Source organism: Ruegeria sp. YS9 (assembly GCF_024628725.1).
Classification (GTDB): domain Bacteria; phylum Pseudomonadota; class Alphaproteobacteria; order Rhodobacterales; family Rhodobacteraceae; genus Ruegeria; species Ruegeria atlantica_C.
The window spans coordinates 1,929,021-1,955,104 of record NZ_CP102409.1; the positions used below are offsets into that span (position 1 = coordinate 1,929,021).

A 26,084-nucleotide genomic window follows, 5' to 3' on the forward strand; every position below is an offset into this window, starting at 1 on the left:
ATCCTACCATGTTTCGCATCATGTTTGGGTCCTCAGGCTGCTTCGCCGTCAGATTGCTGCCGGTTCCACAGTTGCGCATACCGCCCCGACCGCGCCAGCAACTCGTCATGCGTGCCCTGTTCGATGATCTCGCCAGCTTCCAGAACCACGATCCGGTCGGCTTCGGCAATGGTGCTGAGGCGATGGGCGATGGTGATAACCGTACGCCCCTCTCCTGCACGCGCCAGCGCATCTTTGATGTCCTGCTCGGTATCGGTGTCCAGGGCCGAGGTCGCCTCGTCCAGCAACAGGATCGGCGGGTTCTTGAGCAAGGTCCGCGCGATGCCCACACGTTGTTTTTCACCGCCGGAGAGTTTGAGCCCCCGTTCACCCACCATAGTGTCATAGCCGTCGGGCAGCGAGATGATGAAGTCGTGGATCTGTGCGGCTCGGGCTGCGTCCTCGACCTCTTCCGGGGTGGCTCCATCGCGGCCATAGGCAATGTTGTACCGGATGCTGTCGTTGAACAATACCGTGTCCTGAGGCACGACTCCGATGGCCGCGTGCAAGCTGGTCTGTGTCACATCCCGCACATCCTGCCCGTCGATCTTCAACGCCCCTTTGGTCACATCGTAGAACCGGAACAGCAGCCGCCCGATGGTGGACTTGCCCGACCCTGTTGCCCCCACGATGGCCACGGTCTGCCCCGCCGGGACGGTCAATGAAACACCCTTGAGGATCTCCCTCTCCGGATCGTAGCCGAAATGCACATCGTCCAGAGTGACTTCGCCGCCATCTACCTTCAGGTTGGGTGCACAGGGCTTGTCGGTAACTTCGGCAGGCTGTTCGAGCAGATCGAACATCTGCCCCATATCGACCAACGATTGCCGGATTTCCCGATAGACCGTCCCCAGAAAATTCAGTGGTACGGTGATCTGGATCATGTAGGCGTTCACCATGACAAAATCGCCTACGGTCAGGTTTCCGCTCTGAACCCCGATCGCAGCCAGAACCATCACTCCGATCAGACCACAGGTGATCAGGAATGACTGGCCAAAGTTCAGAAATGCCAGCGAATATGCCGTTTTCAGCGCCGCCCCGGCATAGGCTTTCATCGACACGTCATACCGTTCAGCTTCGCGCTCTTCGGCGTTGAAATACTTGACGGTTTCGAAATTCAGCAGGCTGTCGATGGCGCGCTGATTGGCTTCGGTGTCCTGATCGTTCATCTCGCGCCGCAGCTTCACCCGCCATTCGGTCACGGCAAAGGTGAACCAGATATACAGACCGATTGTGACAGCGACGACCACCAGATACCAGACATCGAACAGCCACATCAGGATGATCGCCACCAGCAGCAGCTCCAGGATCAGCGGTCCGATCGAGAACAGCAGAAAGCGCAACAGGAACTCGACGCCTTTGACGCCCCGTTCGATGATGCGGCTCAGACCTCCGGTACGGCGGGACACATGGTAACGCATCGAGAGGTTGTGAATATGCCGAAAGGTCTCGAGCGCCAGCGCCCGCAGGGCCCTTTGCCCCACGGGCGCAAAGGCCGCGTCCCGCAGTTGTTGAAAACCCACGGTCAACATCCGCGCCACGCCATAGGCAACCGTCAGCCCGACTGCGCCCAGCGCCACCGGTGGCACGCCCTCACCTGCCAGCGCGTCAACCGCACCCTTGTAAAGGATCGGCGTGTAGACCGCGATCAGCTTGGCCAGCACCAGCATGACCATGGCAATCACCACGCGGCGCTTTACCCATGGCTCATCCTGCGGCCAAAGATAGGGGGTCACTTTGCGGATCGTGCGCCAGCCCGAGCTTCGCTCGTCGCGCGGCACCATATCGTCCGAGGTCATAGCAGGTGTTCGTCTCATCACGTACCTTAACTGCGGTCAGAGATTGACCCCGGCCCTTTTGGGCCAGAGGCGATTATTGTTCAGGTATTGTGAAGACCTGCCCCGGATAGATCAGATCCGGATCGCGGATCAGGTTGCGATTGGCCTCGAACAGCCTTACATACAGGATCCCGTCGCCAAACCGGTCGCGCGAGATGGCCCACAGCGTGTCGCCCCGTTGAACAGTAACCGAACGAATTGCTGGTGCTTCCCCCTGCGCATTGGCCTGGCTGGCCGCCACGGCGGCATCCAACACTTCAACCGGTTCCCGCTTGAACGGCGTTTCAACCCGGCTGAGCACCGTCCCGTCCGTATTCACCGCATCCACGCGCAGGGTGTAGACACCCGGATCAATCCCCTCAAGATCGCTGCGCCAGGATCCATCCTCTTGCGGGTCGAGATCGGCGATCAGACGATTGTTCAGGTACAGTCGAACGGCTGCGCCGTCCTGCACACGTCCTGTCAACTGAACATTGCCGGTCTCAGAATATCCGATGGTATCCAGTGCGATCTGTTCGGGGGGCGTATCCCGCACCACAGGCGGCTGCACCAGTTCAACGCCTTCTTCGCCGGACCGCAGCACCGCAATCTGCTGATCCGGTTCGGGTGCCTCTGCCGGCAAATCGGCGGTTTGCGTTTCCTCGGCTTCAGGCACCGTGGTTTCGGTTCCGGTCACGTCAGTTTCCGCCGCTTGGACTTCGGTCGCCGTTTCGGGCTCAATGTCTGCATCGGCTGTCGCGATGGTGGCGTCTTCGGCATCGGCCGGCCTGTCCGGATCAGATGCCGGCGATTCTTCAGATACAGGTGCTTCTTCGACCGGCTTTGGCAAAGCCGCAATCAGATAGTCGTCGGACCGTGCGATCCGTTCGCCATCCTTGCTTTGCAGGACCAACCCCTGAACCGCGTCGCTGAACGGGATCGAAACGAATTCGGCAAACTGGCCGCTGCCGTCCACGGTAAATGTGTGCAGGGGTTCTCCGTTCAGCAGCACCTCGATCCGGCTGCCGGGCTCGGCATCGCCGGACAACAACGCCGTGCCATCTGGTTGAACAAAAATCTGATCCAGCGCCGGAGGGGCCGCTGGCGCAGGCGCGGAATCTTCCGGCTCAGCAGCGGCAGTATCCGCGTCAGAGGCTTCGGCCGCTTCACGTGTGTCCTCGGCAGGCTCGGTCGTGGGCCCTTCATCCGCAGGAACTGCCTGTTCAGCCGTTTCCGGTTCCGAGACCTGCGTCTCCTGCTTTTCAGGTTCCGGGGCTACGGCGGATGCGGTTTCCTGCGGGGCGCTCGGCTCGGGCGTTTTGGTGAAGACGCCGGACAAATACAATCCACCCGCGCCCAATATCGCAACAAGACCCGCAATCACCCCCCAGATGAAATTGCCCGAGCTTCCGTTTCCCGATTTGGCGTCCATTATTTTCCTTTCACTCCGCCGGGCAAAAGCTTTGCGTTGAAAAGCTTTCCGACGGACAGTTGAGCCAATCTATCAATCCCGCTATCACGGGTCAAAACCCCTGACACAACCCCGGAGCCCCCCTTTGATGTCTCAGAAATCAATCTGTGTGTACTGCGGGTCACGCAATGGAGCCGAGAAGGCTTATTCTGAAACTGCACGGCAGTTTGGCAGCCTGCTGGCGCAGGAAGGCTGGCGGCTGGTCTACGGAGCCGGAGATGTCGGTTTGATGGGTGAAGTGGCCCGTGCCGCACAGAATGCCGGTGGTGAAACTTTCGGCGTCATTCCGGTGCATCTGGTCAAGCGTGAGGTCGGGAAGACGGATCTGACCCATTTCGTGATCACCGAGACAATGCACGAGCGCAAGAAGGTCATGATCATGAACGCCGACGCCGTCGTTGTTCTGCCCGGTGGTCCGGGGTCGCTGGACGAGCTGTTCGAGGCGCTGACCTGGCGCCAGCTTGGGCTGCATGACAAACCCATCGTCGTGGTCAATGTGAATGGCTATTGGGACGCGTTGCACACATTGTTGGACCAGGTGATCGGGCAAGGCTTTGCCGACACGTCTCTGGCGGATTTCATCACCTGGGTAGAAGACGCCGATACAGCCATGAGCGCCTTGCGAGACAAACTGACCTGAGGATGGAAAGCCGTGCGGGCGGTTGAGCCGCCCGCCGTATTGATCAGGCCAGTCTGGCCTTGGGTTGCAGACTGTGGCGTACCACCTGCTCGACCTTGTGCAAAGGATGATTGGTCAGGGTCTTGTTGACCTCGGCCACGACCTTTCCCAGCACCTCGCTGTGCAAACGACGCCGCAACAGACCCAGAACCTGTGGGCTTGCCACAAGAACCAGCCGGTCATAGGCCCCTTTCAGCCCCTTCCGATTCAACAGATTCGCCAGATCCTGCACGAACAGAGATTTTGCGTGTGCCTTCCACGTGGGTTCTTCAACTGCCGATTTCTGTTTCGGTCCGCCGTCGTTGCGACGACCTGCGCGGTCAGTCGGTTTCCCGGTCGGGCCGTCTTGTTCTTCAACAGCGACGACGACAAGGTTGGGATCGTCGGCATCGGTGATATTCTCCATCACCAGCGCTTTCTCTCCATCTGCAACAATAACCCAAGTTCCCTGTGTAAGTGCGACCATTGCGATCTCCTGTTAAGGTTGTTTTCTGGGTATCCCTCGACCTGCCGGATATGCGGGGTCGTTCACGCACCAGCAGTGCGCAGCCCGATCATTGTTTGAATTGACAAGCAGTTCTCTCCCTCTGCCTTACAGAGATGTGCATTGGAAAGCAGCAAACAAGATACCGTCATGCAGAAAGCGCACGTATCGGCGGGTTTTCACCGGTCGGTCATCAACCCTTTAGGCGGACATCTCGACAACGGTGATTTCGGGCGTCACGCCCAGCCGAACCGGCAGGATTGAACATCCGATACCGCCCGACACCACCAGATCACGTCCATCTTCGCGTACATGGCCATAGGCATAGCGATTGCCGAATTTCGACGGCACGACGGGCGACCAGCCGAACAGGCGCACCTGGCCACCATGTGTGTGCCCCGAAAGGGTCAAGGCCACCCGCTCGGGCACAGTGGGAAAAACATCGGGCTCATGCGCCATCATCACAACCGGAGCGTCATCGGTGATCTGCGCCAGAGTACCCGCCAGATCGTCCAATCCCTGTGGTTTGCCTTTGCGCCAGATCGCCAGCTGATCCTCAAGCCCGGCCAGCCAGATGCCCGGGGCCTCGAGTTTGATGGCAGCATTGGACAACACCGAAATGCCATTCTGTTCCAGGATCTTGGCATAGCGATTGGGCCCGGATCCGCGCCGCTGTGCCGTCCTGTCATCCCACCAGTCGTGATTGCCCAGCACGGCAAAGACACCATTCTTCGCCTCAAGCCCGGCAAGCACGGGTGCCAGGTCCTGCATCTTGACCGTGTCCGACACACCTTTGTGGCTTGCAAAGAAATCACCCAGCAGAAGGATCACGTCCGGAGCCAGCGCATTGGTTCGGCGGACCACCTGCTTTACGCGGTTCAGGCCGACATAGGGCTCGCCCACATGCAAATCGGACAGTACGGCGATTCTGAGCGGCGGCGCTGTCCAGTCGTCCCGCTGAATGCGCCATTTGCGCACGCGCAAACGAACCGCGGGTTCAATGACGAACCCGTAGGCGGCCGTGACAAGGCCTGCCAGCGTCACCGCCAGCAGGCCCTTTATGAACCGACGTCGGTTCAATACGTTACATCCGTGATGCGACGTTTTCCCAGTTCACCAGATTGTCGAGGAAGTTCGACAGGTAAGCCGGGCGCTTGTTGCGGAAATCGATGTAGTAGGAGTGCTCCCAAACATCGCAACCCAGCAGCGCGGTCTGACCAAAACAGAGCGGGTTAACACCGTTCTCGGTTTTGGTGACGGCCAGCGAGCCATCGGCATTCTTGACCAGCCACGCCCAGCCCGAACCGAACTGACCGGCACCGGCAGCGCTGAATTGCGATTTGAATTCGTCAACCGAACCAAAGCTTTCTGTCAGAGCCTTTTCCAGCTCGCCCGGCATCTTGGACTCGCCCGGCCCCATCATCTCCCAGAACTGGTTGTGGTTCCACAACTGGCTGATGTTGTTGAAGATGCCGTTTTGTGCCACGGCGTTTGCGTCGTAAGTGCCAACGATGATCTCTTCCAGCGACTTGCCGTCCCACTCGGTGCCGGCGATCAGCTTGTTGCCGTTGTCGACATAGGCCTTGTGGTGCAGGTCGTGGTGATATTCCAACGTTTCCGCGGACATACCCTTGGCTGCCAGCGCGTCATGTGCATAAGGAAGATCAGGAAGTTCAAAAGCCATGTCGGCCCCCTGTTTAAATGTAAGTTGCGGTTCCCAAGGTTAAATGCTTTGGCAACCGCCGCAGGTCAAGGGCCGAGACAAGAAAACCCGGAGGCAGGCGATGCTGACACAGGTGCGCAAGATGTTCTATCGCGCCCGCGGATATTATGCGGGCAATCTGAACGGCGAGCGCTTTCGTCTGGACCCGTATCATTCGAAGTTCTGGCGCAAGGCCACTTCGGGCGCGTGGGAACCTGAAACATTCGCAGTTCTTGACCGGTTCCTGTCCCCGCAAGGCGACTATCTGGATATCGGGGCGTGGATTGGCCCGACGGTCCTGTACGGCGCACGCAAGGCGCGGCATGTCTGGTGTTTTGAGCCTGACCCGACCGCGTTCCGGCACCTGGCATGGAACCTTGATCTGAACGGCATTCAGAACGTCTCGGCCTTCGGGGTCGCCCTGTCAGATCGGTTTGCTGTGGCTCGCATGGCCTCTGTACGCGGTGAACCCGGGGATTCCACCAGTTCCCTTCTGCACGACGGGGCGCATGGGTCTGATGCGTTGACGATCGCCTGGGACCAGTTCGAAGCGGCGAACGATTTGTCGCGGGTGTCGCTGGTCAAGATGGACATCGAAGGGGCGGAATTCATTGTCGCACCCACTTTGTCCGCGTGGCTGAAGGAACACCGCCCCGCCCTTCTCCTGTCTCTTCACGCGCCTCTGCTGCCGGAAAACGAGAGGCGCGAACGTGTCAGCGCTTTGATGGATGAGCTGGGGTTTTATTCGGGACTGTCGGACGACAAAGCGCACCCCCTGAAGGTTTCGGACTTGCTGACCAAAGACGGTCTGAGCCGTTTTCACACCGTTCTCTTGCAAGGGTAGAACGTCAGCCGATTTTTTCTTCGCTTACGCGAAGTCCTGCTTGCATCTGTGAGATGTATCGCTTTGAGTGCCTACATAAGAAATCACAGCCAACCGGATAAAATGAAAAGACTTTTCCTGATTGTCGCCGCCGCGGTGCTTGCACAAACCGCTGCCGCCGAAACAGTTACCTATCATTGCAAAATGACCAAACAGGACGCCCATGGCTGGATCGCGCCAGAGTATGCTTTCCAGATTGACCCCGCCGCAACTTCGGCGATGGCCGCCACGTCGTACCAGGATTGGGCCAAGGCAAAATTCAAAAACCGCGGCGCCAAGGGGTATCGTATTATCTGGAACCTCGATCAAAAAATGGCTGCCGGCGGCAATGTCCGTGTTCGATATCAAGCGAACCTGAAACCATCCGACAACACAGTCGCCGTCCGCATGGCATTTGTTCAGGGAAACTTCGCGAACAAGCCTTTTGGGGTCGGGACCTGTTCGACAGTCAAGTAAGAAAAAGCCCCGGTGGAACCGGGGCTTTTTTTGTTCAGTAGATCCCGACCTCACTGCCAGGTTGCGCCGCAACCTTGAGCAGTTTGAACACGTAATCCGCAGCGGAACGGAAGCAGACCACGCGGAAGGTCTGTTCATCATCCATCCAGAAAGCACCAGCCACCTGCGCCAGACGCGTGCGGCGGATCTGGCCGGGCTGGAAAGCATCCGCCGACAGATCGACAGGTGCGACCTTGCCCAGAACTTCGCGGGCGCTGGCACCAGAGACGCTGAAGACGGCGCGGGCATCCGAGACGTTGACCGCCAAAGCATGGGTGCCACTCAGGGCACCGACCATGTCGGCCAGTTTGGCTTCGACCTCGGCATAAGGCACCAGAACCAGCAACTCGTCGGTCGACATCCAAGCCACGCCGGTGTCGCCGGTCACAAGCGCCTCGCGCTGACCGGGTATTTTCTGGCCGGTCGCATCCTTGACGGCCTTGGCCAGCACCTTGTCGGACAGGTCGCCGCGCAGGGTGATCATGCCTTGCAGGCCGCATTCCTTGACCTTGGCGATGCCGTCATAGCTTGCGTGGTTCAATGCGCTGATGGGTTCAGACATTCTGCTTCTCCCCGTCCTTGTCATAAAAGATCGGGTCCACGATCTTGGCTTTGTAGGTTTTGCCGTCGGTGCCCGGGAACTCGACGATCTCGCCCATGCGGTCGGGGCCGTGTTTGATCAGCCCCATGGCGATGCCTTTGCCCAGATTGGCCGAGTAATATGTCGACGTCACACGGCCGATCATGTTGCGCTGACCGTTGGCATTGACGCCCTCGCCCACCGCGTAAGCACCATCCGGCAGAACCGATCCATCCACAGTCTCGAGACCGACCAGTTTCCAGCGCGCGGGATCCGCCATGTGGCTGCGGGAATGAGCGCGTTTGCCCAGATAATCCTCTTTCTTCTTGGACAGCGCCCAGTGCAGCCCCAGATCCTGCGGGATCACGGTGCCGTCGGTCTCGTCCCCGATCATGATAAAGCCCTTCTCGGCCCGCAGGATGTGCAGACATTCGGTTCCGTACGGCATGATGCCGAACTCTTTGCCTGCCTCCATCAAGGCATCCCAGAACGCCTGACCCTGGCTGGCGGGAACGGCGATTTCATAAGACAGCTCGCCCGAGAACGAAATGCGGTAGGCCCGGCAATCGAAGCCTCCGATCTTGCCATCGCGCCATTCCATGAAGGGCAGCGCCTCTTTGCTGACATCCATGCCGCCCAGCTTCTCCAGCACCTTGCGGGCGTTGGGGCCGACCACGGCGACCTGCGCGTATTGCTCGGTCATGTTGGCGACATAGACTTTCCAGTCCCACCATTCGGTCTGAAGCCATTCTTCCATGTGACCATGGATACGCTCGGCCCCGCCGGTGGTGGTGTGGCACAGCCATGTGTCCTCGTCGATGCGGGCGACAACGCCGTCGTCGATCAGGAAACCATTCTCGGAACACATCAGGCCATAGCGGCATTTACCGACCTTCAGCGTGGACATCATGTTGGTGTACATCATGTCGAGGAACTTACCCGCATCGGGGCCTTTGACGATCAGTTTACCCAGTGTCGACGCATCCAGCAGACCGAGGTTTTCGCGGGTGTTCTTGACCTCACGGTTCACCGCGTCATGCACGGATTCACCGGGACGGACATAGGCGTATGTACGGCGCCAATGGCCGACCGGCTCCCAGTCCGCGCCGTTCTTGTCGTGCCAATTGTGCATCGGGGTTTGACGGATTGGCTGGAACACCTCACCACGCGCCTCACCGCCAATCGACGCCATCGAAATGGGCGTGTAAGGCGGACGGAAGGTGGTGGTGCCAACCTTCGGAATCTCTGAATCCAGTGCGTCTGCAAGGATCGCCAAACCGTTGATGTTGCTCAGCTTACCCTGATCGGTCGCCATACCTAGCGTGGTGTAACGCTTGGTGTGCTCGACGCTTTCATACCCTTCGCGCGCGGCCAGCTGGACGTCTGAAACCTTGACGTCGTTCTGGAAATCCAGCCACGATTTCATGCGCAATTGAACTTCGGCATTTGCCGGCATGAGCCAGACCGCTTCCATCGGCGCCTCGATGGTTGTCTCACCTGCGGGCGCCTTGGTGTTCTTGGGCTTGAAGCCAGCCGCCTTGGCAGCCGCCTTGCCGGCGGCATGGGCGTCTGTCAGTACATCTTGCAACGCCAGAGGACCGTTGGACGCGCCAGCAGCAACAACGAACCCCTTGCCGTCGGCCCCCAGCGGCGGACGCTCGGGATCCGGCCGGAAATGCGCGTTCGCGTCGTCCCAGATCAGCTTGCCTCCGCAATGGGACCACATGTGCACGACCGGAGACCAGCCTCCGGACATGGCGACCGCATCCGCCTCGACCTCTTCACGCGCGCCGCCGACACCTTCCTGATTGCAGATGGCAACCTTTTTGACGCGCTTGCCGCCTTTGACCTTGGCAATGGCCTTGCCCGGGTCGACGCGGATACCCAACTGGCGGGCTTCTTCCGCCAGAGGTCCAGCCGTTGCCCGTGCGTCAACAATACGCAAAACATCCACACCGGCCTGTTTCAGGATGATCGCGGTGCGGTAAGCGTCGTCATTGTTGGTGGCGACGATGACACGATCCCCCGGCGTCACCCCCCAGTTCACGACATAATCGCGCATGGCCGAAGCCAGCATCACACCCGGAACATCGTTGCCAGCAAAGGACAATGGTCTTTCAATTGCACCCGTTGCCGTTACAATTTGCTTGGCACGAATGCGCCACAAGCGATGGCGCGGGCCTTGCACGCCCGGCGTGTGGTCGGTCAGACGTTCGTATCCCAACACATAACCATGGTCATAAACACCCGCTCCCATGCAGCGCTTGCGCATGATGACGTTGTCCATTGTTTCGAGTTCGGAAACCAATTGCTCCACGAACTTATCCACAGGCTCACCATTGACGGTGCCGCCGTCAACCGGAGCGCGACCGCCCCAGTGCGCGGTCTGCTCGATCAGCAGAACCTTGGCACCGGATTGTGCCGCCGCCTTGGCCGCCTGCAAACCAGCCACACCACCGCCGATCACCAGAACATCGGTAAAGGCGTAGAAGTGCTCATAAGTGTCGGCATCCCGGTTGTCCTTGTCGGGCGCCTTACCCAATCCCGCCGACTGCCGGATGAAAGGTTCGTAGACGTGTTTCCAGAAGGGTTTGGGGTGGATGAACGTCTTGTAGTAGAAGCCGGCCGGAAGGAACCGGGCAAAGGCCGTGTTGACCGCGCCGATATCATGTTCAAGGCTTGGCCAATGATTCTGTGAGATTGCGGTCAAGCCGTTGAACACCTCGGTCGTGGTGGCGCGCTGGTTCGGTTCGAACCGGTTGCCCTGTCCCAGACCGACAAGCGCGTTCGGCTCTTCCGCGCCGCTGGCGACAACGCCGCGGGGTCGGTGGTATTTGAACGACCGGCCAACCATCATCTGGTCATTGGCCAGCAGGGCCGAGGCAAGCGTATCCCCCTCATATGCCTGCATCGAGGTTCCGTTGAAGGTGAATGATACCTTTTTCGACCGGTCAATCAGCCGGCCTTGTTTTGCGAGACGGGTGCTCATGTCGCTGACCTTTCGCATGTGGAGGCGTCAAAGCCTCCGGCGGGAGTATTTTTGAAAAGATGAAGCATCAGGAGAACTCTCTCCACGTCCAGCCGGGCCGTTTGGCAGTGATGGCATCCTTGATGTCCTGCGGCGGCTCGGTGACCTGCGCGGAATAGGTGCCGAACACTTCGAGTGTCTGCGTGCAGCGCGCGGCGTGGAACCACTTGCCGCAGCCATTGGCGTGGCGCCAGCGTTCAAAATGAACACCTTTCGGGTTTTCACGCATGAACAGATAGTCGTGGAATTCGTCATCGGACGAGCCCGGGCCGAAACGCTTCAGATGCGCTTCGCCGCCGGCAGCCAGTTCGGTTTCTTCGGCGTCTACGCCGCAATAGGGGCAATTCAGGATTAGCATGTTGTCATCCTTTTGGCGGTCGGTCGGCGCGGGGGCCGACCTGAATTCTGTTTTCTGGCACCTTCGGGAATCCCCCTAGTGCGCCACCCCGGCGGCGACGCTTTCGTCGATGAAGCGGCCTTCTTTGAAGCGGTCCATCGAGAAGGCTTCGGTCAGCGGTGAATGACCCGTCGCCATCAACTGTGCCATCCCCCAGCCTGAACCCGGAATCGCCTTGAAGCCACCGGTACCCCAGCCGCCATTGATAAAGCAGCCCTGTAGCGGTGTTTTCGACAGGATGGGCGAGCGGTCACCTGTCATGTCCACGATCCCACCCCACTGGCGCAGCATCTTCAGACGCGAGATCATCGGGAAGGTTTCGACCAGCGCCCGCACCGTTTCCTCGATATGATGGAACGACCCGCGCTGCGTGAAGTTGTTGAACCCGTCGGTGCCGCCACCGATCACCATTTCGCCCTTGTCGGATTGTGACATATAGCCGTGCACGGTGTTGGCCATCACCACCACATCCATACAGGGTTTGATCGGCTCGGATACCAGCGCCTGCAAGGCAACGGCCTCCAGCGGCAGGCGGAAGCCCGCCATTTCGGCCAACTGACCCGAATGGCCCGCGACGACGATACCCAGCTTGTCACAATCGATGGCACCCTTGGTGGTGTCGACCCCGACGACGCGACCGTTATCCGAGCGTATACCGGTGACTTCGCATTGCTGGATGATGTCCATACCCATCGCCGAACAGGCACGCGCATAACCCCACGCCACCGCGTCGTGGCGCGCCGTGCCCCCGCGTTCCTGCCAAAGGCCGCCCAGAACCGGATACCGGGGGCCGTCCAGGTTGATGATAGGCACCAGTTGTTTGACGCGTTCGGGACCGATCCATTCCGTCTTTACACCTTGCAGCGCGTTGGCATGGGCCGTGCGCTGGTAGCCGCGGATCTCGTGCTGGGTCTGTGCCAGCATGATGACACCGCGCGGGCTGAACATGATGTTGTAGTTCAGCTCCTGGCTCAGGTCCTCGTAAAGGCTGCGCGCTTTCTCGTAGATCGCGGCAGACGGGTCTTGCAGATAGTTCGAACGGATGATCGTCGTGTTGCGGCCGGTATTGCCGCCGCCCAGCCAGCCTTTTTCGATAACCGCGACATTCTGGATGCCATAGTTCTTGCCAAGGTAATACGCGGTCGCCAGACCATGACCGCCAGCACCAACGATGATGACGTCATAACGCTTCTTGGGTTCGGGTGAGCGCCAGGCGCGCTCCCATCCGGTGTGATAGCGCAGAGCTTCCCGCGCCACAGCAAAGGCTGAATAGTGTTTCATGTGCGAATCCATCCGGTTCGGTGATTGGGCGCAGATATGCCGTGTGAGTGCATATTAGCCCTGCCGTGCAACGCCGCAATATAGCACTATTGCGACATGTCGCTCATTCGCGGCCATTTGTCCCTTTTGTCGGACGCCTCACAGGTCTAAGTCAGGGCAGCATCCTCGGAGGGACCATGACGTTCTGGGTTCTGATTTTTCTTGTCGCGCTGCTGATCGCAGCTTTTCTCAGCTTTACCCTGCTGCGCAAACGCCGTGGGGATGAACCCGCGGCCGCATACGATCTGCGGGTTTATCGCGAACAGTTGGCCGGTGTGGATCGGGATCTGGCGCGCGGGGTCATTGGCGAGGCCGACGCGGAACGGGTGCGCACGGAAATTTCCCGTCGCATTCTGGCCGCAGATGACCAGATGAAGAAAGAGGGCGCCGGCGCCGGGCCTTCTCGTACCGTTTCAGCGTTGTCGATCCTGGCCATCTCGCTGCTTCTGATCGGTGGCGCATTGGCGATGTATCATCGCACCGGGGCCGTCGGATTGCCCGATATGCCGCTGACCGCACGGTTGGAACTGGCCAAGGAAGTGCGCGCCAACCGGCCATCCCAAAGCGCCGCGGAAGAGCTGGCGACCCCGCCCCAACCTGCGCAGCTGGACGAAAGCTATGCGAACCTGCTGAAGCAGTTGCGTGAAACGGTTGCGAACCGGCCGGATGATTTGCAAGGCCAGATGTTGCTGGCGCAACACGAGACGAATGCGGGCAACTTCAAGGATGGGTACACCGCGCAGCAAAAGGTGATCGAGCTGTCCGAAGACAGCGCCACGGCTGATACCTATGCGGACCTGGCTGAAATGATGATTCTGGCCGCAGGTGGGTATGTCTCACCCGAAGCGGAACAGGCGCTGATCGAAGCGCTGAACCGTGACCCCCGTCACGGCCCGGCGCGCTATTATTGGGGGCAGATGCTGGCCCAGATCGGGCGGCCGGACCTTGCCTATCGCATGTGGGTCGAAACGTTGCAGGATTCCCCCGCAGGTGCGCCCTGGGCCGAAGCAATTCGGGCTCAGATCGACGAACTCGCCTTTCGGGCCGGCGTTTTCAATGCACCGGATTTGAGCACCGCACCCGGCCCCAGCCAGGAAGACATGGCCGCCGCCGCAGAGCTGAGCCCCGAAGAGCGGCAGCAGATGATTCAGGGCATGGTGGACCAGCTGTCTGATCGGCTGGCGGCAGAGGGCGGATCCCCCGAGGAATGGGCCCGCCTGATCGCGGCCTTGGGCGTTCTTGGCCAGGGTCAGCGCGCCATCGATATTCGCGATGAGGCCATGGAAGTCTTTGCCGGCGATTCAGAGGCGTTGCAGATCATCGATGCGGCGGCCCTTCAAGCCGGGATCGCTCAATGATCCATGACGCTATCGAAGAATTTGCAGCAGCCTTGCAACCGATGAGTGCCCTGATGGGGCTGGACCTTGGGGAAAAGACAATCGGCGTCGCCGTGTCCGACCGGATGCGCGGTGTCGCCAGCCCGCTGGAAACGGTACGGCGCAAGAAATTCACGCTCGATTCCGCGCGCCTGATCGAAATTGTCACCGATCGCGAGATCGGGGGCATCTTGCTGGGCCTGCCCAAGAACATGGATGGCAGCGAAGGACCAAGATGCCAGTCAACGCGGGCATTTGCGCGCAATTTGTCCCGCCTGACCGATCTGCCCATCGGGTTTTGGGACGAACGGCTCAGTACCGTTGCGGCAGAAAAAGCACTACTTGAGGCGGATACGACACGAAAACGTCGCGGACAGGTTATTGATCACGTTGCGGCCAGCTATATCTTGCAAGGCGCGCTGGACAGGCTGCGCTTTTTGTAACGGGTCGGAGACCAGTGATGACAAGTATGGTTTGGAAAAGGAATGAGGTCGAAAGCCCTTGTGTCCAGATCTGTGTCGTTCACCCGACTGAACGCATCTGTACCGGCTGCTATCGCACGATTGACGAAATCACCCGTTGGTCCAAGATGGACAGCAGCGAACGCGCCGAAATCATGGAAGATCTACCAACCAGAAAGCCGCGCCTCAGCAAACGCCGAGGCGGGCGTGCAGCGCGCATAAACGGTTCCTGAAGTCAGCCAGCCTGCTTTGGGGACGTATCCCTGTGGTCATTGGATTCGTCGCGGGCCGACCTGTTTGTGTCTTGCCCGCGCAGCTCTGACTCGAACAGAGCTGCGATTTCGGATCTGCTTGTTTTTGCAGTCCCGTATTTTTTCGCTGCACGTCGGACACACTTCGTGCCGGTCTTGTCCGCCTTGAATACTGGCGTCTTGCGTGCCGCAAATCTTTCCATCAATAACCTAAATGTCATCGCAAACTTCCCGCTTCCAATAACTGTGCCGCCGCGGGCCGAGTTCGAGCTCCTAAAAGGGGCCAGCTCATGAACGCATCTGTTCAACGTGAGTGGAGGCCCGCAGCGACACGGCGTAGGTAAGGGTATTTCCGGTCAGATTTAGGGGGAAAACACGCGGTTTTTGGTCCGTGTTGACCTTAAGGTCAGATATTCCACGGAAAAACCCACCAGTTCCCTTACGTCACAATTCTTGACCGGCACGGTATCAAGACCGGTTTCAAAACATGTGGAGAGTTTCGTTTCGCGAAACAAGCCAATCAGATTAGGTCAATTTGCGCTCAAAGGTGCTTTGTTCTGACCAGAGAACAAAGCACGCAAGCCGTTCGTTGGCAGCAAGATCACAAGATGGAGGTTGGGGCGCAGAGCAGGTCCTTACCCGGCGGCCAACCAGGTTTTGGCGTTTTCGATTTCCTCGGACGGAAAGAACTGAGTCCGAGTGCCCAAGACATGACTGGCGACACGTTGTGCCATGTGCTGCCAGCTTTTGTCCCCGACGATGGCCGCGCGATCCAGTTGCCCGATATGGCGGCTGGACAGACGAAAATGTGCCGCAAGAGCGGACAACCCCTGCCAGCCATCAAATTCCCGCAGGTCGATCAGCAACCGAAACCCGGACCGGTCATGCAACAAAGCGTCCAGGTCGCGCTCGGCCTGCTTGTACTCCTCCGGGTCCAGTTTTCCCAAAAGGCTGATCTGCACGCATGGGCCCTCAAGATCGGTCACGTGAATGGACCCCAGCGACTCGCGCATCCAGCGGCGCGCGGCCTCAAGCTCGGCCAATTCAAAGACCTGAACCGGGCACGGCAGGATCGGGGCCGCCAGTCGGATGCTGGTTTGCACCCAGCCCTGATCGGCAACAACCGCGATCCGGTCAAACCCCCGCCAGTGGCTGAGCCCCAGCTTGGTGTCGGACCAGGCCGCACCCAAATCATACCCCTTGAACTCCGGCTGCACGATAGCCAGCAGCCGAACGGAATCGTGTTCGGTGAGCGCCGCTTCGATCGCAGGAACCAAGATGTCCGCGTAGTCGGCGCTGGTGACCTGCCCCGACAACTCGACTTCAATCAACGCACCATCAGAATTCGTATGGACCGTAATCATCGGTCAAAACCTCCAAAGCCAAACAATGACAGGAGGTTAAGAGGATTCGATCCATTCCGCCACACCCCCGGCGCATTCCGGGCGGAAATAGGCGATCATCCGTCCATCCGGCCCAGCGTTTGCCGTGTCTGCCCAAGGGGCAACCCCGTGCAGGCAATGGCGGTGCAACACGTAAGCCTCGCCCGGTTTTGCAGGCAGTTCGATTCGCGGGCAGGTTTCGAAAACCTCGCGACGGGCGGATTGGTAGATATCCGTTATATCGATTTCATGCAGACGCTCTTGTGGCTTCCCCGCAAGGGCGCGCCTGAACGCCGCGCCCAGGATATGATGGCTGCCCTCCCACAACACCATGGGCGAGGCATCCGGGCTGGCCTCGGTCAGCGGTATGCCCAAAATCCAGGCATGCGGTTCATCGACCCGGCGGCGGCGATCCGGCCCCATTGGGCGCAAGCCATCCACATGGGCCGCGTCCCGATTTCTGCGATACCGCGCGGCGGCTTCGTTTTCCCCCCGACGCGGGCGTGGATATCCCGGATGCATGACCGAGACTTGGCCTTTGTGAAGCGGCAACTGCCCATAACGCCCAGCAATGAATGACATGGCGGTTCCTGCCAAAGGCCCCGAACGGCCAACCCTGCCCTGCGCGTCATTGGGCAACGCGTCAACACCGATGAACCACGTCCCGTCACAATCCAGCCAGTCAGCATGGGCCGGGTCCGTTACCGAGGCCCGTGCGGCAGGCAGCGCATGGCCCACCCAGGCCGCAAGCACTGGATCATAGGGGAATTTCACCCACCCCCTGACGTCAAAATCCTTCACAAACCCACCGCCTTGCGCAGCATATTGAGCGCCACCAGCGTAAGGAACACGGCGAACACGCGCTTCAAGGGTTTCGGATCCATCGCATGGGCCAGCTTCACCCCCCAGGGCGCGGTGATCATCGTCATTGCCACGACGATACCGAAGGCCACCAGATTGACCGCCCCAATGGTCAGCGGAGGCCGGTGTTCCGGTGCGATATCCAGAAACAAAAAACCGATGACCGAGGGGACGGCGATGATCACACCAAACCCGGCGGCGGTTGCAACGGCGCGGTGGATCGGCGTGTTGTACAGGCTCATCAGCGGCACACCAAAACTGCCGCCGCCTATTCCCATCAGAACCGAAAGAAACCCGACCGCAGGAGACAGGATGGCCCGCTTCAACCCACCGGGCATGACATCACCCAGCCGCCATTCCGAACGACCCAGCCCCAGATAGGCCCCGATCACCATTCCCAATATGCCAAACAGTGCCTGCAAGGCCTCGGTGCGCAGGGCCGAGGCAACCAGAACCCCGATGATCGCACCGACGACGATCCCCGGGCCCCAACCGCGCAGGATATCCCAATCCACCGCACCCTTCTTGTTGTGCGCAAGAACGGATCGGACCGACGTCACGATGATCGTTGCCAGCGACGTGGCCAGACACAGTTGCATCAACTGCGGACCGCCGTAGCCAAGAGTTTGAAACGCATAGAAAAAGGCGGGCACCAAGACGATTCCACCGCCGACCCCCAGCAATCCGGCAAGTACGCCGGCCAGCGCTCCGATCACAAGCAAAAGGCCCAGCATCTGGGCCAGCAACATCGTCTCGGGCATCGTTCCCCCTGCCGCTTAAACTTCTGCCATAGGCGCCACTTGATCCAGCGCCCGCAGCATCACCTCGGGTCCGGCCCCATCCTGCACGGCCCCTTCCGACAAGGCGCGCCGCCATGCGCGGGCTCCGGGACGACCCGCGAAAAGGCCCAACATATGACGCGTGATCTGGTGCAAACGACCGCCATTGGCAAGGTGCCTTTCTACATAAGGCACCATGTGTTGAACGATCTCGAACGGATCACGCGTTTTTCCGGTACCAAAGATGCGTCGGCCAGCATCCGACAGGACATCGCCCGGCTGATGGTATGCGGCCCGACCGATCATCACGCCATCAAGACCGGCTTCCAGATGAGAGGCTGCCTCGTCCAGCGTGTTGATGCCGCCATTGATCGATATGTGAAGATCCGAAAACTCATCCTTCATCCGATGCACAAGGTCATAGTCCAAAGGCGGAATATCCCGGTTTTCCTTGGGGCTCAGCCCCTGCAACCACGCCTTGCGGGCATGGATCGTCACCCTTTGGCACCCTGCCGCGCTGATGTGCCCAAGAAATGCGGGCAATACTTCTTGGGGCTCTTGGTCATCGACCCCGATGCGGCATTTAACGGTGACGTCCACGTTCACCGCTTCGCGCATGGCAGTCACGCAGTCGGCAACGCGGGCCGGGTCTTTCATCAAAACCGCGCCGAAAGTGCCGGATTGAACACGATCCGACGGGCAGCCGCAGTTCAGATTGATCTCATCATACCCGGCCTCAGCCCCCAAACGCGCGGCCTGTGCCAGTTCTTCCGGGTCAGAGCCGCCGAGTTGCAAAGCAACCGGGTGTTCTTCAGGAGAATGGTCCAACAGATGCACCGCCCCGCCCCGCACCAGCGCCGGCGCTGTCACCATCTCGGTATACAGCAACGTTTCCGCGCTGAGCAGCCGATGAAAATAGCGACAGTGGCGATCTGTCCAATCCATCATGGGTGCCACGCTTAAACGCGCAGCCTGTGTTGCCTTGCCTGTCACAGCAACGCCTCCGTCCTGCTATGTTTCGAAATCCGATGGCCTGTCAGTGGTCTTGCCCACCCGAATCAAGTCAAAAAGCCCTAACACATTCCTCTGACGGCGTCCCGACGGCGACCGTCGGGATTCAGCTGTTTCCGATCAGACAGCATATCGGCTCATCACCATCTGGACACTGCTTTCGATCGTTTCCGTCATCTCGGCTTCGCCAAGCGCCCCACCCGTAAACAGCAGCGGCCAGAAGGCGCGCGCCTTGATCAGGCCAATGAATTCGCGCCCGGCCCGTTCCGGGTCATCGATCCGAAGCTGCCCATCCTCTGCCGCATCCTTGAGCATGGCAATGAACGTCGCCGTCTTGTCCAGCTTGCCCTGAGCTTCCGCCGCAAGCGTCGGGTTGCGCAAGGTTTCGCTGATCACCATCCGGGCCATCGCAATAACATCGGGCCGCATCAGAATGCGCCCTTCGGCCCAGGCCAGTTCGGTCAGTTGCGTACGAATATCGCGACCTTTTTCATACCGGATTTCCAGCACTTCAGCAAAGCGACTGGACAATTCGACCACGATGGAGCGGAACAGGTTCTCTTTACTTTCAAAGTACTTGTACAACGTACGCTTGGACACTTCGGCCCGTGCTGAAATGCGGTCCATACTGGCCGCCGCAAAGCCCTTTTCCTGGAACTCGGCCACTGCAGCTTCGATGATCTGTGCGCGCTTGGACGCATTATGTGCGCTGCATTCGTTCATGTCAGAGCTATAGACCTGTTGACGCGCCTTGGTCAAACACTAGGTAAACGCAGAAGTTTACAGAGGCAAAATTATATGCCATGAGTAAACCCGCGAGTTTACCAATTGCGGAAACCAGCACCAACAGGAGACCCCCTCATCATGGCTCTTACACTGAACCTGAACGGCACGACCCACGAGGTTGATGCCGAACCCGGAACGCCTCTTCTCTGGGTGATCCGAGACGAACTGAAACTGACCGGCACGAAATTCGGCTGTGGCGTTGCATCCTGCGGGGCCTGCACCGTGCATCTGAACGGTGAACCCGTCCGTTCGTGCCAGACTTTCATTGAAGACGTCGACGGCGCCGAAGTCACGACCATCGAAGCTGTCGGTGACGACAGGATCGGCGCTGCCATACAACAGGCCTGGGTCGAGCTGGATGTCGTCCAGTGCGGCTACTGCCAGTCGGGTCAGGTGATGTCGGCTGTCGGGCTGCTGTCCGAGAACCCGAAACCGTCGGCTCAGGAGATTGACGAGTACATGTCCGGCAATGCCTGCCGCTGCGCCACCTATCAACGCATCCGCGCCGGTATCCAGCGCGCGTCTGAAATTCTGGAGGCCTGATCCATGACCATCAACACCTCTCGCCGTGGGTTTCTGAAAAGTGCCGCCGCTGCCGGTGCCGTCCTGCTGGTCGGCACCCGTCCGGACGGAGCACTGGCCGCGGCCTCGTCCGAGACCGCGCAGTTCAATCCATTTGTAAAGATCGATGCCGATGGCACCGTGACCGCCATCGTCAAACACTTTGAAAAAGGTCAGGGCCCAGCGACCGGCCTGCCGACGCTGATTGCCGAAGAAATCGGCCTGACCATGGACCAGATCGAATACGAGTTCGCCCCCTCGGATCCGAACGTTTACAACAACCTGCTGTTTGGTCCATTCCAGGGCACCGGCGGTTCGACCGCGATGGCGAATTCGTGGCTGCAATACCGTCAGGCCGGTGCTGCTGCGCGCGAGATGCTGATCAACGCCGCCGCGCAAAGCTGGGGCGTGGATGCATCCGCCATCACCATCGAAGACGGCATCGTCAAGGCAGGCGGCAAGTCGGCTCCGATCGCTGAGTTCGTGTCCGCTGCGTCGCAACTGGACGCTCCGGCAGAGCCGCGCCTGAAGGACCCGTCGGATTTCCGCCTGATCGGAAATGAGACGGTGCGCCGCAAGGATTCGGCAATCAAGGGCAACGGCCAGGCGATGTTTGCCATGGACGTTCACCTGCCCAACCAGATGGTCGCCATGATCAAACGCCCCGAAGCGAAGGGCGGCATCGCCCTGGGTTTTGATGACAGCGCATCGAAAGAGGTCAAAGGCTATATCAGCGCCGCGGTTCTGCCCAATCAGGCCGGTGTCGCGGTTTATGCCGAAAACACCTGGGCCGCGATTCAAGCACGCGATGCGCTTGAGGTCGAGTGGGACATGTCCGGCGCGGAAACCCGCAACTCGGACCAGATCAAGGCCGAGATCATGGCCGCGCTGGAGGCGGAGCCCACGTATAACGTGAACAAGGCGGATTTTGCAGCTGTGGCAGCCGCCATCGACGGCGCGGACAAGGTCGTTGAAAAAACGTTCTACTTCCCACTGCTGGCCCATGCCCCGATGGAGCCGCTGAACTGCACGATCGAGCAAACAGCCGATGGGGACATCGTTCTGCATGACGGGGCGCAAATGCCGACGGGGCCACATATGGCCTACCAGCAGATCTTTGGCCTGCCCGCCGAGAAGATTCACATCAAAACCATGCTGGCTGGCGGGTCGTTCGGGCGCCGCGCCACCCCGGATGCGGATTACCAGGTCGAGGCCGCCCTGGCCTTTGTCGTCACTGACCGCTCGCGCCCGGTGAAACTGGTCTGGACGCGCGAAGACGATATCCGCAGCGGGTATTACCGCCCCGCCTTTGGCCACAAGGTCCGGGTCGGGCTGGATGCCGATGGCAAAATCGTCGGATGGCAGCATCAGGTAGCTGGCCAATCAATCATGAAAGGCACGGCCTTCGAGGCCTTCGCAGTGCATGACGGGGTCGACCACAGCTCGGTCGAAGGTATCGCGGACAGCCCCTACCAGATTCCGGGAATGGCGCTGGGTTTAACAGATACGCCCAAGGCAACCTCGGTACTATGGTGGCGCTCGGTGGGGCACACCCACACGGCCTATACGATGGAAACCATGATGGATCTGGTGGCCCAATCGGCAGGGCGCGATCCGGTGGAATTCCGTCTGGCCCATCTGTCCGACAGCAGCAACGCGGACCAGCAGCGAAAAGCCGCTGTTTTGAAGCTGGCGGCCGAAAAGGCAAACTGGGGCAATGCGCCAGAAGGTCGGTCGCAGGGGATTGCCGTTCACAAGTCCTTTGGGTCTTACGCAGCTGAAGTGGTCGAAATCTCGGGCGATCCGGAAAGTGGCATCAAGATTGAAAAGGTCACCTGTGCCGTGGATTGCGGCATTGCCGTGAACCCGGATGTTGTGCGCGCGCAGATGGAAGGCGGCATCGGCTATGGCATTGGCCACGTGATGCGTGACCAGATCACTCTGACCAGCGGTGCTGTGGATCAATACAACTTCCCGGACTACGAACCGCTGCGTATCGGGGATATTGCCGCAATTGACGTACATATCGTGCCATCAGCCGAAGCGCCAACCGGTGTCGGAGAACCCGGCACGCCACCGTCAGCGCCTGCATTGGCCAATGCGATCAATGCCCTGTCAGGTGTGCATGTGGCGCAATTGCCCATGGAAGCGCATGGTGTCAGCTTCGCTTAAAAGCACCTCTCCGCGCCGGTCAGAACCGGCGCGGACGTTCCACGACCCCCAAGCAAAATTTGATCAAATTTGATGACAAAGCAGATCCATTGAAGTAAATCACTGGGGAGTTTCACCGACGGAGCCCCCAATGGACCTGAGCGCCCTGCACAATTTCCGCGTTGCCGCATGTGATCTGAATGGTCAGATGCGCGGCAAACGCGTGCCCCCCGTCTATGCGGACAAACTGGAGAAGGGGGCTGTACGAATGCCATTCTCGGCACTGAACGTTGATCTGTGGGGCGCAGATATCGACGGTAGCCCGCTGGTCTTTGAAACCGGCGACGCGGATGGGGTGCTGCGCCCGACCGAACGCGGCCCGGTACCCGTGCCCTGGCTGGATACGGAAACGGCGCTGGTGCCAATGAGCTTGTATGATGATGACGGAGTACCGTTCCCGGGCGACCCGCGGCATGCTCTGTCCGCCATACTCGACCGCTATGCGCAACGCGGCTGGTCCGTTGTTGCCGCGACGGAGTTGGAGTTCACACTGGTTGATGCGTCTGGCGCGCAACCACAACCGCCAGTGAATCCGATCACCGGGCGGCGCCTAGCGGATGAAGCCGTTCTGTCGGTTGCTGAAATGGACGCGTTCGAAGCGTTCTTCACCGACCTGTACGACGGCTGCGCCGCAATGGGCATCCCCGCGCAGACGGCCATCTCGGAAAGCGGTATCGGCCAGTTCGAGATCAACCTGAACCATCAGGATGCCATGCGCTGTGCCGATGATACGTGGCTTTTCAAGGCATTGACGCGTGGATTGGCGCGCAGGCACGGATTTGCGGCCACCTTCATGTCCAAGCCTTACGCCGATGACGCGGGCAACGGAATGCATGTGCATTTCTCGGTGTTGGACCAGACCGGGCGCAATGTGTTCGACAACAACGGGCCGGAAGGCACCGAGGTTTTGCGATCTGCCGTAGCTGGCTGTGTCGCGGCCATGCCGGGCAGTACGCTGATATTTGCCCCCCACGGCAACTCCTACACACGGCTCATACCGGGTGCACATGCGCCCACGGGCGCCTGCTGGGCCTATGAAAACCGAACCGCAGCCATTCGCATCCCGGGCGGAGCCCCGGCCGCACGGCGCATCGAACACCGCGTCGCCGGCGGAGACATAAACCCGTATCTGATGCTGACGGCGGTTCTGGGCGCGGCACTTGTCGGCATCGAGGACGGCTTGACACCACCTGCCCCGATCTCGGGGAACGCCTATGACATCGCGGACCTGCCTCAGCTGATGCCGGATTGGTCGAGTGCGATTGACAGGTTTGCCACGGATCCCTTGGTGGCGCGGCTGTTCCCCGCTGACCTGATCCGCTATCTGACCATGACCAAGCGGCAAGAGATCACCCGATTTGAGAGCATCCCGCCCGAGGATCACTGGCTGAGCTATCTCGAGACGGTTTGACCCCCCTTGCCGCATCAACCAGTCTCGGCTAGGATTAATTTGATCAAATTTGGTGACACATGAAAATCGGTATTCTACAAACCGGCCACACCCCCGAAGTGCTACAGGAAGAATTCGGGGATTATGACGAACTTTTCCCCACGTTGCTGCGCGACAACGGGTTCGAGTTCGTGACCTTTGCCGTCGTCGACGGCAATTTCCCCGAAAGTGCGGATGATGCGGATGGGTGGGTCATTACCGGATCGCGTCACGGGGTTTACGAAGACCTTCCCTGGATCGCCCCGCTGGAAGCTTTGGTGCGCGAGATCTGGGAAAGCGGAAAACCACTGATCGGCGTTTGCTTTGGCCATCAGATCATTGCTCAGGCCCTGGGTGGCAAGGTCGAGAAGTTCGCTGGAGGTTGGGCCGTAGGTCGTACTGAATACGAGTATGACGGCAACAAATTATGGCTGAATGCCTGGCATCAGGATCAGGTTGTTGAATTGCCGAAAGAAGCGCGGGTTCTGGGCCGGAATGCCTTCTGCGAAAACGCGATGCTGGCTTATGGGGACACAATCTGGACGGTTCAGGCCCACCCGGAATTCACCAACGGCTTCGTGGCAGGCCTGATGCGGACACGGGGCAAGGGCGTCGTCCCGGAGGATCTGATGCGCGAAGCCGCAAATCGCGAAACCGCGCCGGACGACAACGCCAAAATCGCGCGCCACATGGCCGAGTTTCTAAAGAAAGAGAGAGCCTGATGGCTGATTGGACCGATAAACTGCCGGAAGCCGCAAAGGCGTATTTCCACGGGCAACGACTGGACGAAGTTGAATGCATCATTTCGGACCTGCCGGGCATTGCGCGCGGCAAGGCGGTGCCTGCATCAAAATTCGCAAAGCAATCCTATTTCCACCTGCCCGACAGCATCTTCTACCAGACCATCACGGGGGGCTGGGGCGAAGCCGCCGGCGATGACGGGTTCATCGAAAAGGACATGATCCTGAAGCCCGACTTCTCGACCACCTCCGCTGCACCGTGGACGGGGGATTGGACATTGCAGGTGATCCACGATGCGTACGACCGGGATGACAATCCGATCCCCTACAGCCCGCGCAACGTGCTCAAGCGTGTTGTGCAGCTTTATCATGACAAGGGGTGGAAGCCGGTTGTTGCACCAGAGATGGAATTCTTTCTGGTTGCCCCCAACGTGGATCCGGCGCAGGGCATCAAACCCATGATGGGGCGTTCCGGTCGCCCGGCCGCGGCGCGGCAGGCTTATTCCATGACGGCCGTGGACGAGTTTGGCCCGGTGATCGACGACATCTATGATTTCGCCGAGCATCAGGGGTTCGAGATCGACGGCATCACGCAGGAAGGCGGCGCAGGGCAGTTGGAAATCAACCTGCGTCACGGCAATCCGGTCAAACTGGCCGATGAAGTCTTCTATTTCAAACGCCTGATCCGCGAGGCCGCGTTGCGCCACAATTGCTTTGCAACCTTCATGGCCAAACCGATCGAGGAAGAGCCGGGCTCGGCCATGCATATCCATCACTCGATTATCGATATGGAAACCGGTCAGAACATCTTCTCTGGTCCTCAAGGGGGGGAGACGGACGCGTTTTACCACTTCATCGCCGGTTTGCAGAACCACCTACCCGCCGGTCTGGCCGTCATGGCGCCCTATGTGAATTCCTACCGGCGCTATGTGAAAGATCACGCGGCACCGATCAATCTGGAATGGGCCCGTGACAATCGCACCACCGGTATTCGCGTGCCCCTGTCCGGCCCGGAATCGCGACGCGTCGAGAATCGCATCGCCGGGATGGACTGCAACCCGTATCTGGGCATCGCGCTGTCGCTGGCCTGCGGTTATCTGGGGTTAGTTCAGCAAGAGCGCCCACGTCGTCAGTTCTATGGCGACGCTTATGAAGGCGAGGGCGATATCCCGCAGGTCATGGGCGAAGCACTGGACCTGTTCGACGAAGCCACCGCCCTGCACGAGGTTCTGGGCCCCGAATTCGCCCGCGTTTACGGCATCGTCAAACGGGCCGAGTACGAGGAGTTCCTACAGGTCATCTCTCCGTGGGAACGTGAACATCTGCTGATCAACGTCTGAG

General features: G+C 59.6%; 25 protein-coding genes. 11 read left to right on the plus strand and 14 right to left on the minus strand.

What is annotated here, in order from left to right:
• Window positions 1–32 precede the first annotated feature (32 nt).
• Both NOR97_RS09800 and NOR97_RS09805 read right to left on the minus strand, forming a co-directional pair.
• The gene (locus NOR97_RS09800; RefSeq protein WP_257600859.1) at window positions 33–1,838 is read right to left on the minus strand and encodes an ABC transporter ATP-binding protein/permease; all 1,806 of its coding nucleotides are present in this window, start codon (window positions 1,836–1,838) and stop codon (window positions 33–35) included.
• Between the two features lie 73 nt (window positions 1,839–1,911).
• The gene (locus tag NOR97_RS09805; RefSeq protein WP_257598978.1) at window positions 1,912–3,288 is read right to left on the minus strand and encodes a LysM peptidoglycan-binding domain-containing protein; all 1,377 of its coding nucleotides are present in this window, start codon (window positions 3,286–3,288) and stop codon (window positions 1,912–1,914) included.
• 127 nt (window positions 3,289–3,415) lie between these two features.
• Here NOR97_RS09805 and NOR97_RS09810 point away from each other — a divergent pair, with 127 nt between their 5' ends.
• Window positions 3,416–3,967 (plus strand): TIGR00730 family Rossman fold protein, encoded by a 552-nt coding sequence (locus tag NOR97_RS09810; protein WP_170343872.1) that lies wholly within the window; start codon window positions 3,416–3,418, stop codon window positions 3,965–3,967.
• 43 nt (window positions 3,968–4,010) lie between these two features.
• Here the strand turns inward: NOR97_RS09810 and NOR97_RS09815 are convergent, their stop codons facing one another.
• From NOR97_RS09815 to NOR97_RS09825, 3 genes are all read right to left on the minus strand, one after another.
• Window positions 4,011–4,472, minus strand: a complete 462-nt coding sequence (locus NOR97_RS09815; RefSeq protein WP_170343871.1) for a host attachment family protein — start codon at window positions 4,470–4,472, stop codon at window positions 4,011–4,013.
• A gap of 219 nt (window positions 4,473–4,691) precedes the next feature.
• Window positions 4,692–5,570: a metallophosphoesterase gene (locus NOR97_RS09820; protein WP_257598979.1), complete on the minus strand. Its 879-nt coding sequence runs from the start codon at window positions 5,568–5,570 to the stop codon at window positions 4,692–4,694.
• 4 nt (window positions 5,571–5,574) lie between these two features.
• On the minus strand, window positions 5,575–6,174 hold the full coding sequence (locus NOR97_RS09825; protein ID WP_171228054.1) for a superoxide dismutase: 600 nt from the start codon (window positions 6,172–6,174) through the stop codon (window positions 5,575–5,577).
• Between the two features lie 100 nt (window positions 6,175–6,274).
• Between NOR97_RS09825 and NOR97_RS09830 the strand changes: the two genes are divergently transcribed.
• Together NOR97_RS09830 and NOR97_RS09835 are read left to right on the plus strand one after the other, a co-directional pair.
• A complete protein-coding gene (locus NOR97_RS09830) occupies window positions 6,275–7,036 on the plus strand; it encodes an FkbM family methyltransferase (protein WP_257598980.1) in 762 nt (253 codons plus the stop codon).
• Between the two features lie 63 nt (window positions 7,037–7,099).
• Window positions 7,100–7,531, plus strand: a complete 432-nt coding sequence (locus NOR97_RS09835; RefSeq protein WP_170343867.1) for a hypothetical protein — start codon at window positions 7,100–7,102, stop codon at window positions 7,529–7,531.
• A 34-nt stretch (window positions 7,532–7,565) separates the two neighbouring features.
• On the opposite strand, the gene NOR97_RS09840 is transcribed toward NOR97_RS09835, so the two are convergent.
• The 4 genes from NOR97_RS09840 to NOR97_RS09855 form a co-directional block, all read right to left on the minus strand.
• A complete protein-coding gene (locus NOR97_RS09840; RefSeq protein WP_257598981.1) occupies window positions 7,566–8,132 on the minus strand; it encodes a sarcosine oxidase subunit gamma in 567 nt (188 codons plus the stop codon).
• The gene (locus NOR97_RS09845; protein ID WP_257598982.1) at window positions 8,125–11,139 is read right to left on the minus strand and encodes a sarcosine oxidase subunit alpha family protein; all 3,015 of its coding nucleotides are present in this window, start codon (window positions 11,137–11,139) and stop codon (window positions 8,125–8,127) included. Before NOR97_RS09845 ends, NOR97_RS09840 begins: the two co-directional genes overlap by 8 nt.
• Window positions 11,140–11,206: 67 nt before the next feature.
• Window positions 11,207–11,536 (minus strand): sarcosine oxidase subunit delta, encoded by a 330-nt coding sequence (locus tag NOR97_RS09850; RefSeq protein WP_152458389.1) that lies wholly within the window; start codon window positions 11,534–11,536, stop codon window positions 11,207–11,209.
• Window positions 11,537–11,611: 75 nt separating this feature from the next.
• A complete protein-coding gene (locus NOR97_RS09855; RefSeq protein WP_170343863.1) occupies window positions 11,612–12,856 on the minus strand; it encodes a sarcosine oxidase subunit beta family protein in 1,245 nt (414 codons plus the stop codon).
• Between the two features lie 176 nt (window positions 12,857–13,032).
• Here NOR97_RS09855 and ccmI point away from each other — a divergent pair, with 176 nt between their 5' ends.
• Genes ccmI through NOR97_RS09870 form a run of 3 tightly spaced genes read left to right on the plus strand, consistent with a single transcriptional unit; the run spans window position 13,033 to window position 14,965 of the window.
• Complete coding sequence (ccmI, locus tag NOR97_RS09860) at window positions 13,033–14,253, plus strand: c-type cytochrome biogenesis protein CcmI (RefSeq protein ID WP_257598983.1); 1,221 nt, start codon at window positions 13,033–13,035, stop codon at window positions 14,251–14,253.
• Complete coding sequence (gene ruvX / locus NOR97_RS09865; RefSeq protein WP_171631328.1) at window positions 14,250–14,714, plus strand: Holliday junction resolvase RuvX; 465 nt, start codon at window positions 14,250–14,252, stop codon at window positions 14,712–14,714. The genes ccmI and ruvX overlap by 4 nt, the downstream gene beginning before the upstream one ends.
• Before the next feature lie 17 nt (window positions 14,715–14,731).
• Window positions 14,732–14,965, plus strand: a complete 234-nt coding sequence (locus NOR97_RS09870) for a DUF1289 domain-containing protein (RefSeq protein WP_257598984.1) — start codon at window positions 14,732–14,734, stop codon at window positions 14,963–14,965.
• A gap of 653 nt (window positions 14,966–15,618) precedes the next feature.
• On the opposite strand, the gene NOR97_RS09875 is transcribed toward NOR97_RS09870, so the two are convergent.
• The 5 genes from NOR97_RS09875 to NOR97_RS09895 all read right to left on the minus strand — a co-directional run bounded on the left by NOR97_RS09875 (window position 15,619) and on the right by NOR97_RS09895 (window position 19,739).
• The gene (locus NOR97_RS09875) at window positions 15,619–16,347 is read right to left on the minus strand and encodes an STAS/SEC14 domain-containing protein (RefSeq protein WP_257598985.1); all 729 of its coding nucleotides are present in this window, start codon (window positions 16,345–16,347) and stop codon (window positions 15,619–15,621) included.
• A 36-nt stretch (window positions 16,348–16,383) separates the two neighbouring features.
• Window positions 16,384–17,166, minus strand: coding sequence for a hypothetical protein (locus NOR97_RS09880; RefSeq protein WP_257598986.1), 783 nt, complete (start codon window positions 17,164–17,166; stop codon window positions 16,384–16,386).
• Entirely contained in the window at window positions 17,163–17,987 is an 825-nt protein-coding gene (locus NOR97_RS09885; protein WP_257598987.1) for a sulfite exporter TauE/SafE family protein, read from the minus strand. Before NOR97_RS09885 ends, NOR97_RS09880 begins: the two co-directional genes overlap by 4 nt.
• A 15-nt stretch (window positions 17,988–18,002) precedes the next feature.
• Window positions 18,003–18,953 (minus strand): tRNA dihydrouridine(20/20a) synthase DusA, encoded by a 951-nt coding sequence (gene dusA, locus NOR97_RS09890; RefSeq protein ID WP_257600860.1) that lies wholly within the window; start codon window positions 18,951–18,953, stop codon window positions 18,003–18,005.
• 183 nt (window positions 18,954–19,136) lie between these two features.
• Complete coding sequence (locus tag NOR97_RS09895) at window positions 19,137–19,739, minus strand: TetR/AcrR family transcriptional regulator (protein ID WP_257598988.1); 603 nt, start codon at window positions 19,737–19,739, stop codon at window positions 19,137–19,139.
• A gap of 141 nt (window positions 19,740–19,880) precedes the next feature.
• Here NOR97_RS09895 and NOR97_RS09900 point away from each other — a divergent pair, with 141 nt between their 5' ends.
• From NOR97_RS09900 to NOR97_RS09920, 5 genes are all read left to right on the plus strand, one after another.
• On the plus strand, window positions 19,881–20,345 hold the full coding sequence (locus tag NOR97_RS09900; protein ID WP_257598989.1) for a (2Fe-2S)-binding protein: 465 nt from the start codon (window positions 19,881–19,883) through the stop codon (window positions 20,343–20,345).
• A gap of 3 nt (window positions 20,346–20,348) precedes the next feature.
• Window positions 20,349–22,535 (plus strand): xanthine dehydrogenase family protein molybdopterin-binding subunit, encoded by a 2,187-nt coding sequence (locus tag NOR97_RS09905; RefSeq protein ID WP_257598990.1) that lies wholly within the window; start codon window positions 20,349–20,351, stop codon window positions 22,533–22,535.
• 130 nt (window positions 22,536–22,665) lie between these two features.
• On the plus strand, window positions 22,666–23,985 hold the full coding sequence (locus tag NOR97_RS09910) for a glutamine synthetase family protein (protein ID WP_257598991.1): 1,320 nt from the start codon (window positions 22,666–22,668) through the stop codon (window positions 23,983–23,985).
• Between the two features lie 59 nt (window positions 23,986–24,044).
• Window positions 24,045–24,725, plus strand: coding sequence for a type 1 glutamine amidotransferase (locus NOR97_RS09915; RefSeq protein WP_257598992.1), 681 nt, complete (start codon window positions 24,045–24,047; stop codon window positions 24,723–24,725).
• Window positions 24,725–26,083 (plus strand): glutamine synthetase family protein, encoded by a 1,359-nt coding sequence (locus NOR97_RS09920; protein ID WP_257598993.1) that lies wholly within the window; start codon window positions 24,725–24,727, stop codon window positions 26,081–26,083. The genes NOR97_RS09915 and NOR97_RS09920 overlap by 1 nt, the downstream gene beginning before the upstream one ends.
• Window position 26,084: the final 1 nt, after the last annotated feature.